Here is a 15,334-nt window from a genome sequence, read left to right on the forward strand (position 1 = left end):
GTCGCTTGCCTATCAGGCACGCGGCCGAGCCGGCTTACCATGGGGCAGGTTGGGGGAAGACCGTTGCAGCACCCCACGTGCCCAGCAGTGCCAGGCGCCTTAGTCGGCTGCCAGCGCCTTTTCGATTTCGGGCAGGAGCAGTGCCTTGGCGGTCTGCGGGGTCAGCGGTCCGACATATTTGAAGGCAACCTTGCCGTCCTTGTCGATCAGGAAGGTTTCAGGCACGCCATAGACGCCCCAGTTGATGGCGGCGCGCCCGTTTGCATCGACGCCGATGACGCTGAACGGATTTCCGAGTTCGCCGAAGAAGCGACGCGCATTCTCCGGCTTGTCCTTGTAGTTCAGTGCTGCCATCACGAAACGCTTGTCCTGGGCAAGTCCCATCAGCACCGGATGCTCCTCGCGACAGGGTACGCACCATGAGGCGAAGACGTTGAGCAGCGTCACCTGGCCTTCGAACTCGGAGGAATCCAGGCCCGGCAGGCTGCTGCCTTCCAGGGGCGGAAGATCGGTCTCCGGCGCATCCTGACCAATGAGCGCCGAAGGGATGGCGGAAATGTCTCGCCCGGACAGCAATTGCGACAGGAACAGTCCGGCGAGACCGAGGAAGATCGCCAATGGCAACAGCAGGATCGGTTTGAAACGCCGGCGTCCGGGTGCTTCGGTTTGTTCGCTCACTTAAGACACCGCTTCATCATTTGCCCGCCTTGTCGGAGCGACGGCGAACGCCGGCCGCCTCCAGTTCTGCCAGTTCCCGGTTGCGGGCGCGCTGGTCAAGCAGGATCCAGCCGATCAGCCCGGCCAGGGCAATGGCGGTGATGCCGTAGGCGGCAGCTACATAAAGGGCGTGTGCACTCATGCGTGGCCTCGCGCGCAATCGACAGGCAGACTGTTTTCCGAGCCTTTTGCGATCATGCCTACCCTTAGTCCTCGCCTTTTCGGGACGCAATCCGGCGCCACGCCGCACCCAAAGTGCGATCAGTCGCCGCTGTGGCGCAGCGCCAGGGCAGCAGCCAATGGTCCGATGACTGCCAGAAACAACGTCAGCGCGGCAAGAATGAGGAAAGGCGGTAAAAAAGGATCGGGATCGTTGACGGCGCCGTAGCTGGCCGAGACGCCGAAGATCAGCACCGGAATGGTGATAGGCAGAACCAGCACCGAAATCAGCAGGCCGCTGCGCGGCAGCGCCACTGCTACGGCGGCGCCCGCGGCGCCGATGAAGGTGATGGCGGGGGTGCCGACCAGCAGGGTCAGCGCGGTGGCGCCGATACCGGTCGGGGTCATGTTCATGAACAGGCCGAGCAGGGGGGAGGCCACGACCAGCGGCAGCACGCTGACCGTCCAATGGGCGAGACATTTGACGAAGACGGTGAATGCCAGCATGTGGCGGTCGCCGTTGAGCACGAGCACGTCGAGCGAACCGTCCTCGCGCTCGGCCTGGAACAGACGGTCAAGGCCAAGCAGGGACGCAAGCAGCGCGCCGATCCAGAGGATTGCCGGGCCGATGCGGGCAAGCAGGTTGAGATCCGGGCCGACGCCGAAAGGAATGGTGGCAATCACGGCCAGGAAGAAGATCACGCCGGTCAGCGCTCCGCCACCGGCGCGAAAACCCAACCTGAGATCGCGGGCATAGAGAGCAAGCATCAGGATTGCCCTCCCATCTCCAAGGTCTTTGCCTTTTCGAGACCCAGAGGCAGGTGGGTCGCGGCGATAACGATGCCGCCAGCGGCGCAGTGGGCGTTGATCAGGTCTGCGAAACGCTGTTCCGATGCCTTGTCGAGGCCTGCGGTCGGCTCGTCCAGCAACCAGATGGGGCGGTGCGAGACCAGCAGCTTGGCAATGGCGGCGCGCCGGCGCTGTCCGGTCGACAGATATCCGAACGGCAAATGGCCGATGCCACCCAGCCCGACCGCATCGAGCGCTTCGGCGATGCCGAGCCGGCCCTCGCCACAGAAGCGCTGCCAGAAGGCGAGGTTCTCGGTCACCGTCAGCGCCGTCTTCATTGCATTTTGATGGCCGAGATAATGGCAGGCTGAAGCGACGCTCGGAAAGGTCACTCCTCCTTCGGCGATTCGCACAGTGCCGCCGGCGACTGGCAGGAAGCCGGCGATCACGCGCAACAGTGTCGACTTGCCGGAGCCGTTGGGGCCAGTGACCACGAGGCCTTCGCGATCTGCGACCGAAAAACCGATATCTTCGAAAACCGGCTCTCCGCCGCGCTCTCCGCTCAGATTTTCGGCGATAAGCCGCATTATTTACCCTTCGCCGAAAGTCTGAACGGCAGTGCATTGCGTCGCAGCAAAAATGCCGATTCCACGTCTAGAACTATTCCAGGATTTTCTCTATATGCACCCTTACCAACCCCAGCGGTCGGGGAAGGCAAAATGAATTTGCGCCGAACCAGCGCACGCGCCGCCTTGAACGGCTCGGGTTGCTTGGGAGCGGACAGCGGAAATGGCCGTACCCGCACCTTTGCGCGTGATGAGCATGCCCATCGGAGTCCGTTCCCTTTCAGGCTGAACAGACAAGGATGGATCGCTCGTGTCCAAATCACTAGACAGTTTCAATTGCCGCCGCACCCTGACCGCAGGTGGCGGTGAGTATGTGTATTTCGACCTGACCGAGGCTGAGAAGAACGGCCTGGCCGGAATATCCAAGCTCCCCTATTCGATGAAGGTGCTGCTGGAGAACCTGCTTCGCAATGAAGACGGCCGCTCCGTCACCAAGGAGGCGATCCAGGCGGTCGCCGGCTGGCTGGCCGACAAGGGTACCGCCGGTGTCGAAATTGCCTATCGCCCGGCGCGCGTTTTGATGCAGGACTTCACCGGCGTGCCCGCCGTGGTCGATCTTGCTGCCATGCGCGACGGTATCGCCGCCCTCGGCGGCGATCCTGAGAAGATCAACCCGCTCGTGCCGGTCGATCTGGTCATCGATCACTCGGTCATCGTCGACGAGTTCGGCACGCCGATGGCGTTCGCACGCAACGTCGAGCTGGAATATCAGCGCAACGAAGAGCGCTACAAGTTCCTGAAATGGGGCCAGCAGGCGTTCCGCAACTTCCGCGTGGTGCCGCCCGGCACCGGCATCTGCCACCAGGTCAATCTCGAATATCTCGGCCAGGTGGTGTGGACGAATGACGAGGATGGCGAGACCGTCGCCTATCCGGACACCTGCGTCGGAACCGATTCGCACACCACCATGATCAATGGTCTGGGCGTGCTGGGTTGGGGCGTCGGCGGCATCGAGGCCGAAGCTGCCATGCTTGGCCAGCCGGTTTCCATGCTGCTGCCCGAGGTTATCGGCTTCAAGCTGACCGGCAAGCTGAAGGAAGGCGTGACTGCCACCGACCTGGTGCTCACCGTCACCCAGATGCTGCGCAAGAAGGGCGTTGTCGGCAAGTTCGTCGAGTTCTTCGGTCCCGGCCTGTCCAACATGACGCTGGCCGACCGCGCCACCATCGGCAACATGGCGCCCGAATATGGCGCGACCTGCGGCTTCTTCCCGGTCGACGGCGAAACCGTGCGTTATCTGACCATGTCCGGCCGCTCGGAAGACCGCATCGCACTGGTCGAAGCCTATTCCAAGGCGCAGGGCATGTGGCGCCATGACGGTTCGGCCGATCCGGTGTTCACCGATACGCTCGAACTCGACCTCGGTTCCGTGGTGCCGTCGATGGCCGGTCCGAAGCGTCCGGAAGGCCGTGTCGCGCTCGAGGACATTCCGGCCGGCTTCGCCAAGGCGATGGAGACCGAGTACAAGAAGGCCGCCGAGATCCACAAGCGTTACGCGGTCGAGGGCACTGATCACGATCTCGGCCATGGCGATGTCGTCATTGCCGCCATCACCTCGTGCACCAACACCTCCAATCCTTCGGTGCTGATCGGTGCCGGCCTGCTGGCCCGCAACGCCAATCGCCTTGGCCTCAAGCAGAAGCCATGGGTCAAGACCTCTCTGGCGCCTGGCTCGCAGGTTGTCGCAGAATATCTGGAGAAGTCCGGCCTGCAGAAGGAACTCGACCAGATCGGCTTCAACCTCGTCGGCTTCGGCTGCACCACCTGCATCGGCAACTCTGGCCCGCTGCCGGGCCCGATCTCGAAGACCATCAATGACAAGGGCCTGATCGCTGCCGCGGTGCTCTCCGGCAACCGCAACTTCGAAGGCCGCGTGTCGCCGGATGTGCAGGCGAATTACCTCGCCTCGCCGCCGCTGGTGGTCGCCCACGCGCTCGCCGGCACCGTCACCAAGGATCTGACCAAGGAACCGATCGGCGATGACAGGGACGGCAAGCCGGTCTACCTGAAGGACATCTGGCCGACCTCGTCGGAGATTCAGGAATTCATCGAGAAGAACGTCACGCGCGAGCTGTTCTCCCGCAAATATGCCGACGTCTTCAAGGGCGATGAGAACTGGCAGAAGGTACAGGCCCCGTCAGGCCAGACCTATGCCTGGGACGACCAGTCGACCTATGTGCAGAACCCGCCTTATTTCGCCGGCATGGGCAGCAAGCCCGGCCATATCAGCGACATCAAGGGCGCACGGGTGCTGGGCCTGTTCGGCGACAAGATCACCACCGACCACATCTCGCCGGCGGGTTCGATCAAGGCTGCTTCGCCGGCTGGCAAATATCTCACCGACAACGGCGTCGGCGTTGCCGACTTCAACCAGTATGGCACGCGCCGCGGCAACCATGAGGTGATGATGCGTGGCACCTTCGCCAACATCCGCATCCGCAACCACATGCTTGGCGAGAACGGGCGCGAGGGTGGCTACACGATCCACTATCCGTCCAAGGAAGAGATGTCGATCTACGATGCCGCGATGGAATACCGCAAGGAAGGTGTGCCGCTGGTCATCTTCGCCGGTGTCGAATACGGCAACGGCTCCTCGCGCGACTGGGCGGCCAAGGGCACCAACCTGCTCGGCGTGCGCGCCGTGATCGCCCAGTCCTTCGAGCGTATCCACCGCTCGAATCTGGTCGGCATGGGCGTCATCCCATTCACCTTCGAGGAAGGCACGTCGTGGGCTTCGCTCAACCTGAAGGGTGACGAGCTGGTCGAGATCGACGGTCTCGAGACGATCAAGCCGCGGCAGAAGATGGTTGCCAAGGTCACGTTCGCCGACGGCACCGTCAAGAGCGTTCCGATCCTGTGCCGCATCGATACTCTCGACGAGCTCGATTATTACAAGAACGGTGGCATCTTGCAGTACGTGTTGCGCGACCTCGCAGCCTGACCTGCCAAGCATAGTTCAACAAGAGACCGCCGGAACGGAAGTTCCGGCGGTCTTGTTTTAGGGAAACAATCGTTTCGTTGACCTGCAAATTTCACCGCAACGTGACTTCCGGTTGAGCGTCGCTTCTGGCAGTAATTCAGAAAACACGAACATGCCGGCCGCGCCGGCGGGACCGGAAATATGTCCTTTCAGAAACCTTTTCAGCTGGCCGTGGCCGGGCTGGCGGTTTCGATGCTCGCAACTGCGGCCCAAGCGACCGAAAAGGCGCGGCCGCTGGGGGTTGTCGAACTGTTCACCAGCCAGGGCAACAAATCCTGCCCGCCCGCCGACCGTTATCTGGCGGAGATCGCCGCCAAGGGCGATGTGATCGCGCTCGCCTACCATGTCGACTACTGGGATTATCTCGGCTGGCAGGATTCGCTTGCCCGCAAGGAGAACACCGAACGCCAATACGGCTACATGCGTTCCTTCAAGGGACGCTCGGTCTATACGCCACAAGCCGTCATCAACGGTCGCGCCGACGTCAACGGCGCCAGCCGCGAGGCCATCAGTGGCGCGCTGGCCCGGTTGAACAAGAACGGCGAGGGCATGCGCATCGACATCACGGTGACCAACACCGGAGACGGGATATCGATCGAGGCCGGCAATGCTCCGAGCGATTCCGCCGGCACCCCGCTCAAGGCACATGTCGTCATCGTCTATTTCAATCCGCCGCAGGTGGTGAATGTCGGCAACGGCGAAAACAACGGCCGCAAGATGACGTATTGGAACGCCGTTTCCAATGTCCAGACTGCCGGCATGTGGTACGGCAAGGCGCAACGCTATGATCTGCCAGCCAGCGAGATTGCCAAGGCGGCCGGCTCCGCCGTGCTGCTGCAGTCGGTAGGCCGCGACGGTGAGCTCGGCCCGATCATCGGAGCGTCTTTCATCCGCAGGCCATCCGTCTGATCGCGGCCAGATCGACATCGTAGCCGGTAACGTCTCCGGCCCGTGTCATGAAGACGGCGCGATTACCGTGCCATGGCCGACGATGGCGATCCTGCCACCTACCTTTACCGAGCTGACATTGCCCGGCACTCCATGCGGCTCGACGACGAGCTCGCTGGGCCGTCCCGTGAAGCGTCCCTGGTTCAGGGTGAAGGCCTTGCCGGAGCGTGAATCGCCATATTGCAGGCAATAGCCACCAATGGTGCCGGCGGCGCTTCCCGTGGCGATATCCTCGATGATGCCGTCATTGTTCCAGTGCCGTATTTCGCACGCGGTTCGGTCGAAGAGCACGGCGAACTGGGCGCCGCTGGCTGCAAGGAGGCTGGTGATGTCAGCCTTGATCCTGGCGCGTGGCAGCACGTGCGGACGTACCGGCACGATCAGATAGCGCAGGCCGGTGCTCACAACGGCCAGCGGCAGTGCGGGATCGAAATCGGCAAGGGTCAGGTCGAAGGCCGCTGCGATCTCCTCGGACGCGGCGATTTCACCAAGGAACTGAGCCGCGCCCTGATCAAGCAAGCCGAAATAACCGGAGTCGGTCCGTTGCGTCACGACCGTGACGCTCTTGTCGGCAAGGTCGAACGTCCAGTGCTGGTCGTCCTTGTGCCCGGCTGTCTCGTGTAAGGCAGCCGCGGCGCCGATGATGGGGTGGCCGGCGAAGGGTAACTCTTCGACAAGATCGAAGACGCGCGCGCGGTATGTCGATGCGTCCGCCCCGGCTTCCAGGAAGATGGCCTCGAAATGCCGGAGTTCGCGGGTGATCGCCTGCATCTGGACAGCGTTGAGACCGGTGCTGTCGAGAAACACCGGCAGGCTGTTGCCGGCATAGGCGTGCGGCGCGAACACGTCGACATGCAGGTAAGACGGCATGAGTTACTCCGGTCCGCGTTTTCGTGAAAACGGAAACGCTCTAGAGGTCGCTGGCGAGATCACTTGTGAAACGAGTGATCTCCTCTTCGTTGCGCCGATAAAAGGTCCAGCCCTTCTTGCGCGTGGCGATAAGCAGCCCGCAGTCGGCCAAAAGGGTCAGATGACGTGAAGCGGTTGCGGCGGCGATGCCGAGCTTGTCGCGCAGAAAGTCGGCGCAGACGCCGTCGGCCACCAGGTCGCCGTCCTCCTGTGGCGGGAAATTTGCGACAGGATCCTTGAGATAGGCGAGAACTGCGAGCCGCACAGGGCTCGCAAGCCCCTTCAAGACGGCCAACCGGTGTTTGAAATCCGTACCTGTTTCGTTATTTCGCATAAATACGAAATAGATTGCATCGGTAATGAGAGTCAAGTCTTCGTCATCGTATCGTGCAAGGTTGGGTGCGAAGAAGATGACCGCAGGTCGGAGGCCGGTAGAAGGGGCGCCCTGAAAACATAAAAACCGACGTCAGCTCGGGTCCGACGCCGGTCTAAATTGTTCAGATTGTTGCCGCGACTTTCCTTCCGGAAGGCCGAGGTTGGTTCGATCCGACTCAGACCCGTGGGCGGGGGGCTTGGGGTTTACGAGCCGGTGCCGGACCGAACCGTCTCAGGCAACACCCGCAAGTTCGTCGGACATTGGGGCGACAACGCGGATAAAAGACGGCGAGAATGTGGCAAGGAATCACCATTTCCAACATATCGTTTGCAAACGTGAGTAGACGTCGCCGTCATTGGTGACGGCTGCTGACGTCGCGAACAGATTCGTGCGCGCCCTTGCAATTGCGATCCGAAAGCGCGACCCTGTTGCCAGCAAACGATTCAGCCTGAGGACAAAGGCATGATGGACCGTGGTGGCGGGACGGAGGATGGGGACGCATCCGCAATACTGATCCCGCTGCATGAGGCACGACGCGAGCGCCTCGATTTGCCGGTCGCTTTCGAGCGACGCGAACTAGATCTTATCCTTCGTCTCTATGGACGCATGGTTGCCGCCAATGAATGGCGCGACTACGCCATCGATCATCTTGCAGACCGTGCCGTGTTTTCCGTTTATCGCCGCGCTTCGGAAGTGCCCCTGTTCCAGATCGTCAAGGACCCGAAGCTGGCGCGACGCCAGGGTGCCTTCGCGGTTGTCGCCGCGGGCGGCCGCATCCTGAAACGCGGTCATGAACTTGCCCGTGTGCTTGGTATCTTCGACACCAGGCTCAAGCTGGTAAAGGCCTGAGAGTCGAAATCTTTCAAGCAGTTGGCTGCTTCTGGAAATTCCGTTCCGCCAACGATGCCGGGTCCGGCGGCAGCGAAGCGCCGCCGTTCAGTTCGAGCTGCATGAATACGGTATCCAGCCAGCGCTCGTGCTTGTAGCCAGAGCCGACAAGGCGCCCGGAATGGCTGAAGCCAAGCCGCTCGTGCAGTTTCACCGAAGCACTCTCGGGATGGCCGTCGCCGATCACGGCGACGACCTGCCGGAAGCCCAGCGTCCGTGCCGCCTCGATGAGGTCTTCCATCAAGCGCCGGCCGACGCCGCGGCCCTTTGCTTCGGGGGCGACATAGACCGAATCCTCGACGATGAAACGGTAGGCCTGGCGCGGCCGGAAGGCGCCGGCATAGGCGTAGCCGAGGATGGCGCCGCTCGAATCAGTGGCGACCAGATAAGGGAAACCGCCGGCCCTCAATGATTCGTAGCGTGCAGCCATTTCCTCGCGGCTCGGAGGGGCGAGTTCGTAAGACGCGGTGCCATTGGCGACGGCATCCGCATAGATTTCGGTTATCCGGTCGAGATCGGCTGGCTCCGCATCGCGGATCGTCAGATTGCTCATTTTTTGTGCACTCATGATTCCTGCCTCAGATAACAGCAAACCTGCGTGCAAAAGAAAAGGGGCGGCCGTTGGGCCGCCCCTTCGATTTCGCTGGTCCAGGCTTCAGAGCTTGGTTTGTCGCATCATCTCTGTCCGAAAAGTCTGCAACTTTTCGGGATCATGCTCTAGCGACGGTCGCCCATGAACTGCAGCAGGAACATGAACATGTTGATGAAGTCGAGATAGAGCTGCAGCGCGCCCATGATGGCCTTGCGGCCGGCGACGAGCGTATCGTCGTTCTCGTAGTACATTTCCTTGATCTTCTGGGTATCGTAGGCGGTGAGGCCGGCGAACACCAGCACGCCGATCGCCGAAACGGCGAAAGACAGCGCCGACGACTGCAGGAAGATGTTGATCACGGAGGCGATGATCAGGCCGAACACGCCCATGATCAGGAACGAGCCCATCGCGGTCAGGTCGCGCTTGGTGGTGTAGCCATAGAGCGACAGCGCGCCGAAGGCGGCAGCGGTAGCAAAGAAAGTCTGTGCGATCGATGCAGTCGTGTAGACGAGGAAAATCGACGACAGCGACAGGCCAACCAGACCGGCATACACCCAGAAGGTGGTCTGCGCGGCCGAGACACTCATCGTCTGCACACGGAACGACAGGAAGAACACCGCGGCAAGCGGGGCGAGGATGACGACCCAACGCAGCGGCGAAGCGAAGATAGCGTAACCGAACGAAGTCAGCATGTCGCCGCTCGGCAGCGTAGCGACTGCCGAGGCAGGGTCGGTCGTGGTAGCCAGCATAACGGTGCCAACAGCGGCAAGACCCGTGATCAGAAGGCCAAGGCCCATAAGGTTGTAAACCTTGAGCATATAAGCGCGCAGGCCTTCATCGATGCCGGCGTCGGCACGGGTTCCAACCGGCACGCTACGCGTTTGATAGTTGCGGAAGTCGGACATGGATTCCTCTGTTGCTCTGCCCCGTCGGGTGTCAGGTCCCTCGAACGAAACCTGGGCGCCGCTGGCGGGGCTCCAGCATGCCTGTGCGAAATATGAGGGTTATTGCCGACAAGAACAAGACCGTAACGGGCTGCAACGCTTCGTGACTGGCCGAAACACCATCATTCTTCGCCAGAACAGGCCATTTCTTACCGAAAATTAATCAGAACCCAAGGCAAGCACGCCCTCGCGTTTCCGCTAAAACGGAAACGCTCTAGACGCTGCGCAGCACGGGCGCCGCCTTCTGCCCGAGAATTCGCCACGTGCCGATAAGGCCGATCCCGACAGTGACGACCAGCGAAAGCACGATCGTGCCGACGGCCACCTCAGGCAGGAAAGTCCACGGCAGCGTCATGACATTCGAAATCACGAACCAAGCGGCGATGCCCCCGGCAAAAAGCGCAAAAATGGCGGTGGCAAGACCGATCAGCATGTATTCAAGGGAAAAGGCGGCGATCAGCGTGCGCCGCGTGGCGCCCAATGTCTTCAACACCACCGCATCGTGCACGCGAGCCCGGTTGCCGGCTGCCAGGGCGCCTGCCAGCACCAGCACGGAGGCGATGAGCGCCACGCCGGCCGCGGCACGGATCGCGGTGCCGATCTGCCCGACCAGCTGGTTGACGACGTCGAGCGCGTCCTTGACCCGGACGGTCGTCACCGTCGGATAGGCGCGGGTGACGGCGTTGAGCAAGCGGGCATCGTCGGCGACGGTCGCCGACTTGTCGGAAAGCGTGGCCAGCCAGGAATGCGGCGCACCGGCGAAGGTGTTGGGCGAAAATACCATGACGAAGTTGATGCCCATGCTCTCCCACTGCACGCGGCGGAAGCTGGCGATCTTGGCGGTGATGTTGCGACCAAGCACATTGACCGTCACTGTGTCGTCGAGCTTCAGGCCGAGCGCCTTGGCTTCATCAGCGGAGAAGGAAACCAAGGGCTCGCCCTGGTAATCGGCCGGCCACCAGGTGCCTTCGATCAGTGTCGCGTTTTCGGGTTTGGCGGGAGCATAGGTGACGCCGCGGTCACCCCTCAGGACCCAGGCCGCCTCGGGCGGCACCTTGACCTTGTCGACAGGGACGCCGTTCAGGGCCATGAGCCGTCCCCGCAGCATCGGCACCTTGGCCAGCGCGCCGGCTGGAGCCTCCTTGCCGACCAGGGAGGTGAAAGCATCGACGTCGGCCGCCTGGATGTCGACGAAGAAGAAATTGGGCGCACGTTCCGGCAAGCTGCCACCGATCTGGCGCCGCAGATTGCCGTCGATCAGCGCCAGCGTCACCAGGAGGGTCAGCCCCAACCCCAGCGACAGAACGACCGAAGGCGTCAGCGCGCCCGGCCGGTGGATGTTGCCGACGGCGAGCCGCAGGGCAGTAGACCGCACTCGCGGGCTTTTCCGGGCGATGAACTGGACGAGTGCGCTGACGATGCGCAGCACCAGGAATGAAAACACCGTTGCGCCGACGAAAATCGCGGCGATGCGGCGATCGTTGGCCATGAAAATCGCCAGCACAGCCAACGCGATCGCTATGGCCAGCGCGATTATGACATAGACCAGCTTTGGCAGGCCACGGCTCTCGAAGCCCATTTCGCGGAACAGGGCGGTTGCAGGGACGTCACGCGCCCGCCCGAGTGGCAGGAGCGCAAAGACCAGCGTCACCATCAGACCGAACAGCGCCGCGAGCGCGAGCGAGCCGGGATAAAACCCACCTTCGGCCGGCACCGGAATGACGGATTGCAATGCGGCACTTGCCGCAAAGGGCATTGCTGCGCCAAGCAGCAGGCCGGCAAGGATGCCAAGTCCGGAAATGATCAGGATCTGGACCAGGTAGACCGTAAAGACGAAACGGCCTGAAGCACCGAGGCTCTTGAAAGTGGCGATCACCGCGCGCTTTCCGTCGAGATAGGCGCGCACGGCGTTGGCGACGCCGACGCCGCCAACCACCAGCGCTGTCAGCCCCACCAACGTCAGGAACTGCGAAAAACGCTCAATGTTCGAGGACAGGGCAGGGGCTGCATTGGTGCGGTTGCGGATCGACCAGCCTGCTTCCGGGAATTTCTCCGTTGCCAACTGACGGATGTTTTCGATGTCGGCCTCGCTGGCGCTTGCCGGCAGCCGCACCTTGTAGGCGTTTTCGACCAGGCTGCCGGGCTGAACCAGGCCGGATGCCTGGAGAGCCTCCCTGGAGACGAGCAGGCGCGGTGCGAAGCCGAAGCCATCGGAGACAGCATCCGGTTCGCCGATCAGCCGGGCGCGCAATTCGAAGGTCGTATTGCCCAGCTTGACGCGGTCGCCCGGTTTCAGATGCAGTCGCTCGAACAACAGGTCGGGAGCGGCGGCTCCGAAAACACCAGCGGTTTGGCCGAGCAACGCATCGCGCGTCAGGGACGGTTCGGTCTGCAGGGCACCGTAGAGCGGATAGGCGTCGTCGACTGCTTTGGCTTCGACCAGGGCCTGGTCGGAACCATCCGGCAGCCGCGCCATCGAACGCATGCTGGAGCTTTCCGAGACGACGCCCAACCCGTCGAGGAAACTCCGTTCAGCAGGGTTCGCCTCGCGCTGGTTGAGCTGGAAGCGGATGTCGCCGCCGAGCAGTGTCTGGCCCTGGGCAGCGACGCCATCCGAAATAGAGCGAGCCACCGAATTGACGCCGCCGATGGCGGCCACGCCAAGCGCGATGCAGGCGAGAAAAATGAGAAAACCGGACAGGCCGCCGCGCATCTCTCGCAACGAAAAACGGATCGCCAAAGCCAGTATCCCGGCAGGTGAAGAGGCGCTGGTCGTGGCGTTGCCGGGCATCCGTCAGCTCTCAGGCCGGAATCTTGGCCGGGGCGGCATCGGCCTCGATGCGACCGGAGCGCATCGCCACCTGCCGCGAGCAACGGGCCGCCAGGGAGGGATCATGCGTGACCAGGACCAGCGTCATGCCGCGTTCCGCGGCCTTGGCGAAAAGCAGGTCGGCAACCTGCTTGCCTGTGGCCTGGTCGAGATTGCCGGTGGGCTCGTCGGCGATCAGGATGCGCGGCGAAGGCGCAAGCGCCCTGGCGATCGCAACGCGCTGCTGCTCACCGCCCGAAAGTTCACCTGGATAGTGGGTAACACGGTCGGCCAGACCGACGGCGGCCAGTTCGCGCGCGGCAATACCGAACGGATCGGCCGTGCCGGCCAGTTCGAGCGGCACGGCCACGTTCTCGAGCGCGGTCATGTTGGGGATGAGGTGGAAGGACTGGAAGACGATACCGACATTGCGGCCCCGAAAGGCCGCGATCTGGTCTTCGCTCTTTCCGTTGAGCACTTCGCCGGCAATACGCACCGTGCCGGCGTCGACCCGCTCCAACCCGGCCAGAACCATCAGCAAGGTAGATTTGCCCGAACCGGATGGCCCAACGATACCTGTGGTTTCGCCGGTCGCGACATCGAGACTGATGCCCTTGAGCACGTTCACCGAGGAAGCACCCTCGCCGAGGGTCAGGGAAACGTCCTTCAGCTGAATAGCGGCTTCAGTCAAAGCAAAACTGTCCTATATGAAGGGAACGCGGGCGGGTTTGCCCCGGTGATATGGGTTCTGCCGCATGGCTTTCAAACATCTGGCTGCTTTTGTCGCGCTTTTCCTTGCATTTGTCCTGACTTCGCCCGTTCGGGCCGAACAAGTCCAGATCGTCGGGTTCGGTGACAGTCTGACCGCGGGCTTCGGCCTGGCGCCGGGAGAAGGCTTTACCGATCGGCTGCAGGTGGCTCTGCGCGCCAAGGGTTATGATGTCGCCGTCGCCAATGCCGGCGTCTCGGGCGATACGTCGAGCGGCGGACTGGCGCGGCTCGACTGGTCCATTCCCGATGGCACGAGCCTGGTGATCCTCGAACTCGGTGCCAACGATATGTTGCGCGGCATCGATCCGCAGATGGTCGAGACCAATCTGGACAAAATGCTGGCACGGCTGAAGGAGCGCAAAATTCCCGTCCTGCTCGCCGGCATGGTAGCCGCTCCCAATCTCGGCCATGCCTATGGCGAGGCGTTCGGCACGCTCTATCCGCGACTGGCCAAGAAATACGATGTGCCGTTCTACCCTTTCTTCCTCGACGGGGTCGCCGGCAACCCTGCCTTGCAGCTGGAGGACAAGATGCATCCCAATGCAAAGGGCATCGACGTCATCGTCGAGCGGATCCTTCCGGATGTCGAAAAAGTGATCAAGGCGCTTCCGGCAAGGTCCTGAGCCGGCTGCTCGACTGGCGGCCCGCGTCGAGATGTCTGGAAAATAAACCTCTTGCTCCCGCCGCTTTTCAGTGATTCGCTGTCATTCGAGAGTTCGATTCGAGGACAGGAGGCTTACGATGCCACGTCTTTTCACGGCCCTCGAAATTCCGCGTGATGCGGCGCTTTCGCTCTCCTTGCTCAGGGGCGGCCTGCCCGGCGCCCGATGGATCGATGTCGAAAATTACCATCTGACGTTGCGCTTCATCGGCGATGTCGAAGGCCATGTTGCCGATGAGGTTGCCAATGCGCTGGACCGCATCGACCGCTCGTCCTTTTCGCTGACCCTTTGCGGTGTCGGCGCTTTCGGCCAGAAAAAACCGCATGCGGTGTGGGCCGGTGTCATTCCCTCTCCCGACCTCAACATGCTCCAGGCCGATATCGAGCGTGTCTGCAAGCGGCTTGGCGTGCCGACCGATCCACGCAAATTCACTCCGCATGTGACGCTGGCGCGGCTGCGCAACTCCAGCCCTCTTGAGGTTGCCGGATATCTCTCCGCACGCGGCAATTTCGCTGCCATGCCGTTCAGGGTCGGCCGCTTCGTGCTGATGTCGTCGCGCGATTCCGTCGGCGGCGGGCCTTACGTCGTCGAGGAAGCGTGGCCGCTGTCTGATGCCGCCACGCGCCCGTCCAACCGGGTGGCAATGACCTCCGACGCTTCGCGGATCATGCGATAGACCGAAGCAAAACCCTCCGGCCCGCCGTAATAGGGATCCGGGACCTCGCGGCCGCGATCGCCGGCGAATTCGAGGAACAGATGGATGTGTTCGCGCGCCTCCGGCGGCGCCGACGCCTTGAGATCCGCAACATTCGACCGGTCCATGCCGAAGATCAGGTCGAAACGTGAAAAATCGTCGATGGCGACCTTTCGCGCTTTCTGGCCCGAGATGTCGATGCCGTGGCGCGCGGCGATTTCGATCGAGCGCGGATCGGGTGCCGAACCAGCGTGCCAACCACCCGTGCCTGCCGAATCCAGCAGAAATCGATGCTCCAGTCCACGCCCGGTCAACACATCCCTGAACACGCCTTCCGCCAGCGGTGAGCGGCAGATGTTGCCGAGACAGACGAAAAGGATCGATTTAGGGGGTTCCACGCGCATCCGACGCTACGGTATCCTCTGCCAATTCTGATGCGCGTTGCGCATCAGGTATTGTTTTGCGCATGT

Annotated in this window: 16 protein-coding genes; 5 read left to right on the forward strand and 11 right to left on the reverse strand. The window is 62.2% G+C overall.

Annotated elements, in window-relative coordinates; all coding sequences use genetic code 11:
* Positions 1 to 99: 99 nt before the first annotated feature.
* The 4 genes from AC3WTO_RS11840 to ccmA all read right to left on the reverse strand — a co-directional run bounded on the left by AC3WTO_RS11840 (position 100) and on the right by ccmA (position 2,252).
* Positions 100 to 678, reverse strand: coding sequence for a DsbE family thiol:disulfide interchange protein (locus AC3WTO_RS11840; RefSeq protein ID WP_492460937.1), 579 nt, complete (start codon positions 676 to 678; stop codon positions 100 to 102).
* 16 nt (positions 679 to 694) lie between these two features.
* Positions 695 to 859 (reverse strand): heme exporter protein CcmD, encoded by a 165-nt coding sequence (ccmD, locus tag AC3WTO_RS11845; protein ID WP_492460938.1) that lies wholly within the window; start codon positions 857 to 859, stop codon positions 695 to 697.
* Positions 860 to 978: 119 nt separating this feature from the next.
* Positions 979 to 1,644: a heme exporter protein CcmB gene (gene ccmB, locus AC3WTO_RS11850; protein WP_492460939.1), complete on the reverse strand. Its 666-nt coding sequence runs from the start codon at positions 1,642 to 1,644 to the stop codon at positions 979 to 981.
* Positions 1,644 to 2,252 carry a heme ABC exporter ATP-binding protein CcmA gene (gene ccmA / locus AC3WTO_RS11855; RefSeq protein ID WP_492460940.1) on the reverse strand — a complete coding sequence of 203 codons (609 nt, stop codon included), beginning with the start codon at positions 2,250 to 2,252 and terminating at the stop codon, positions 1,644 to 1,646. The genes ccmB and ccmA overlap by 1 nt, the downstream gene beginning before the upstream one ends.
* A 289-nt stretch (positions 2,253 to 2,541) precedes the next feature.
* Here ccmA and acnA point away from each other — a divergent pair, with 289 nt between their 5' ends.
* The gene (gene acnA, locus AC3WTO_RS11860) at positions 2,542 to 5,232 is read left to right on the forward strand and encodes an aconitate hydratase AcnA (RefSeq protein ID WP_492460941.1); all 2,691 of its coding nucleotides are present in this window, start codon (positions 2,542 to 2,544) and stop codon (positions 5,230 to 5,232) included.
* Between the two features lie 180 nt (positions 5,233 to 5,412).
* Entirely contained in the window at positions 5,413 to 6,180 is a 768-nt protein-coding gene (locus AC3WTO_RS11865; protein ID WP_492460942.1) for a DUF1223 domain-containing protein, read from the forward strand.
* Between the two features lie 45 nt (positions 6,181 to 6,225).
* On the opposite strand, the gene AC3WTO_RS11870 is transcribed toward AC3WTO_RS11865, so the two are convergent.
* Both AC3WTO_RS11870 and AC3WTO_RS11875 read right to left on the reverse strand, forming a co-directional pair.
* Positions 6,226 to 7,089: a PhzF family phenazine biosynthesis protein gene (locus AC3WTO_RS11870; RefSeq protein ID WP_492460943.1), complete on the reverse strand. Its 864-nt coding sequence runs from the start codon at positions 7,087 to 7,089 to the stop codon at positions 6,226 to 6,228.
* 40 nt (positions 7,090 to 7,129) lie between these two features.
* Complete coding sequence (locus tag AC3WTO_RS11875) at positions 7,130 to 7,498, reverse strand: ArsR/SmtB family transcription factor (protein WP_492460944.1); 369 nt, start codon at positions 7,496 to 7,498, stop codon at positions 7,130 to 7,132.
* Between the two features lie 468 nt (positions 7,499 to 7,966).
* Between AC3WTO_RS11875 and AC3WTO_RS11880 the strand changes: the two genes are divergently transcribed.
* Positions 7,967 to 8,353 (forward strand): DUF2794 domain-containing protein, encoded by a 387-nt coding sequence (locus AC3WTO_RS11880; RefSeq protein WP_492460945.1) that lies wholly within the window; start codon positions 7,967 to 7,969, stop codon positions 8,351 to 8,353.
* A 13-nt stretch (positions 8,354 to 8,366) separates the two neighbouring features.
* Here the strand turns inward: AC3WTO_RS11880 and AC3WTO_RS11885 are convergent, their stop codons facing one another.
* The 4 genes from AC3WTO_RS11885 to AC3WTO_RS11900 all read right to left on the reverse strand — a co-directional run bounded on the left by AC3WTO_RS11885 (position 8,367) and on the right by AC3WTO_RS11900 (position 13,428).
* The gene (locus tag AC3WTO_RS11885) at positions 8,367 to 8,945 is read right to left on the reverse strand and encodes a GNAT family N-acetyltransferase (protein WP_492461525.1); all 579 of its coding nucleotides are present in this window, start codon (positions 8,943 to 8,945) and stop codon (positions 8,367 to 8,369) included.
* Positions 8,946 to 9,109: 164 nt separating this feature from the next.
* Positions 9,110 to 9,889: a Bax inhibitor-1/YccA family protein gene (locus tag AC3WTO_RS11890; protein WP_492460946.1), complete on the reverse strand. Its 780-nt coding sequence runs from the start codon at positions 9,887 to 9,889 to the stop codon at positions 9,110 to 9,112.
* 253 nt (positions 9,890 to 10,142) lie between these two features.
* Positions 10,143 to 12,719, reverse strand: coding sequence for an ABC transporter permease (locus AC3WTO_RS11895; RefSeq protein WP_492460947.1), 2,577 nt, complete (start codon positions 12,717 to 12,719; stop codon positions 10,143 to 10,145).
* A 10-nt stretch (positions 12,720 to 12,729) separates the two neighbouring features.
* Positions 12,730 to 13,428 carry an ABC transporter ATP-binding protein gene (locus AC3WTO_RS11900; protein ID WP_492460948.1) on the reverse strand — a complete coding sequence of 233 codons (699 nt, stop codon included), beginning with the start codon at positions 13,426 to 13,428 and terminating at the stop codon, positions 12,730 to 12,732.
* Between the two features lie 64 nt (positions 13,429 to 13,492).
* Here AC3WTO_RS11900 and AC3WTO_RS11905 point away from each other — a divergent pair, with 64 nt between their 5' ends.
* Entirely contained in the window at positions 13,493 to 14,131 is a 639-nt protein-coding gene (locus tag AC3WTO_RS11905; RefSeq protein ID WP_492460949.1) for an arylesterase, read from the forward strand.
* A gap of 118 nt (positions 14,132 to 14,249) precedes the next feature.
* A complete protein-coding gene (gene thpR, locus AC3WTO_RS11910) occupies positions 14,250 to 14,846 on the forward strand; it encodes an RNA 2',3'-cyclic phosphodiesterase (protein ID WP_492460950.1) in 597 nt (198 codons plus the stop codon).
* Here thpR and AC3WTO_RS11915 read toward each other — a convergent pair.
* Positions 14,750 to 15,268: a low molecular weight protein-tyrosine-phosphatase gene (locus AC3WTO_RS11915; RefSeq protein ID WP_492460951.1), complete on the reverse strand. Its 519-nt coding sequence runs from the start codon at positions 15,266 to 15,268 to the stop codon at positions 14,750 to 14,752. The two genes, thpR and AC3WTO_RS11915, sit on opposite strands and share 97 nt — an antisense overlap.
* Between the last annotated feature and the right edge of the window lie 66 nt (positions 15,269 to 15,334).

It is taken from the genome of Mesorhizobium sp. EU05-FHT14A09, from assembly GCF_058790995.1.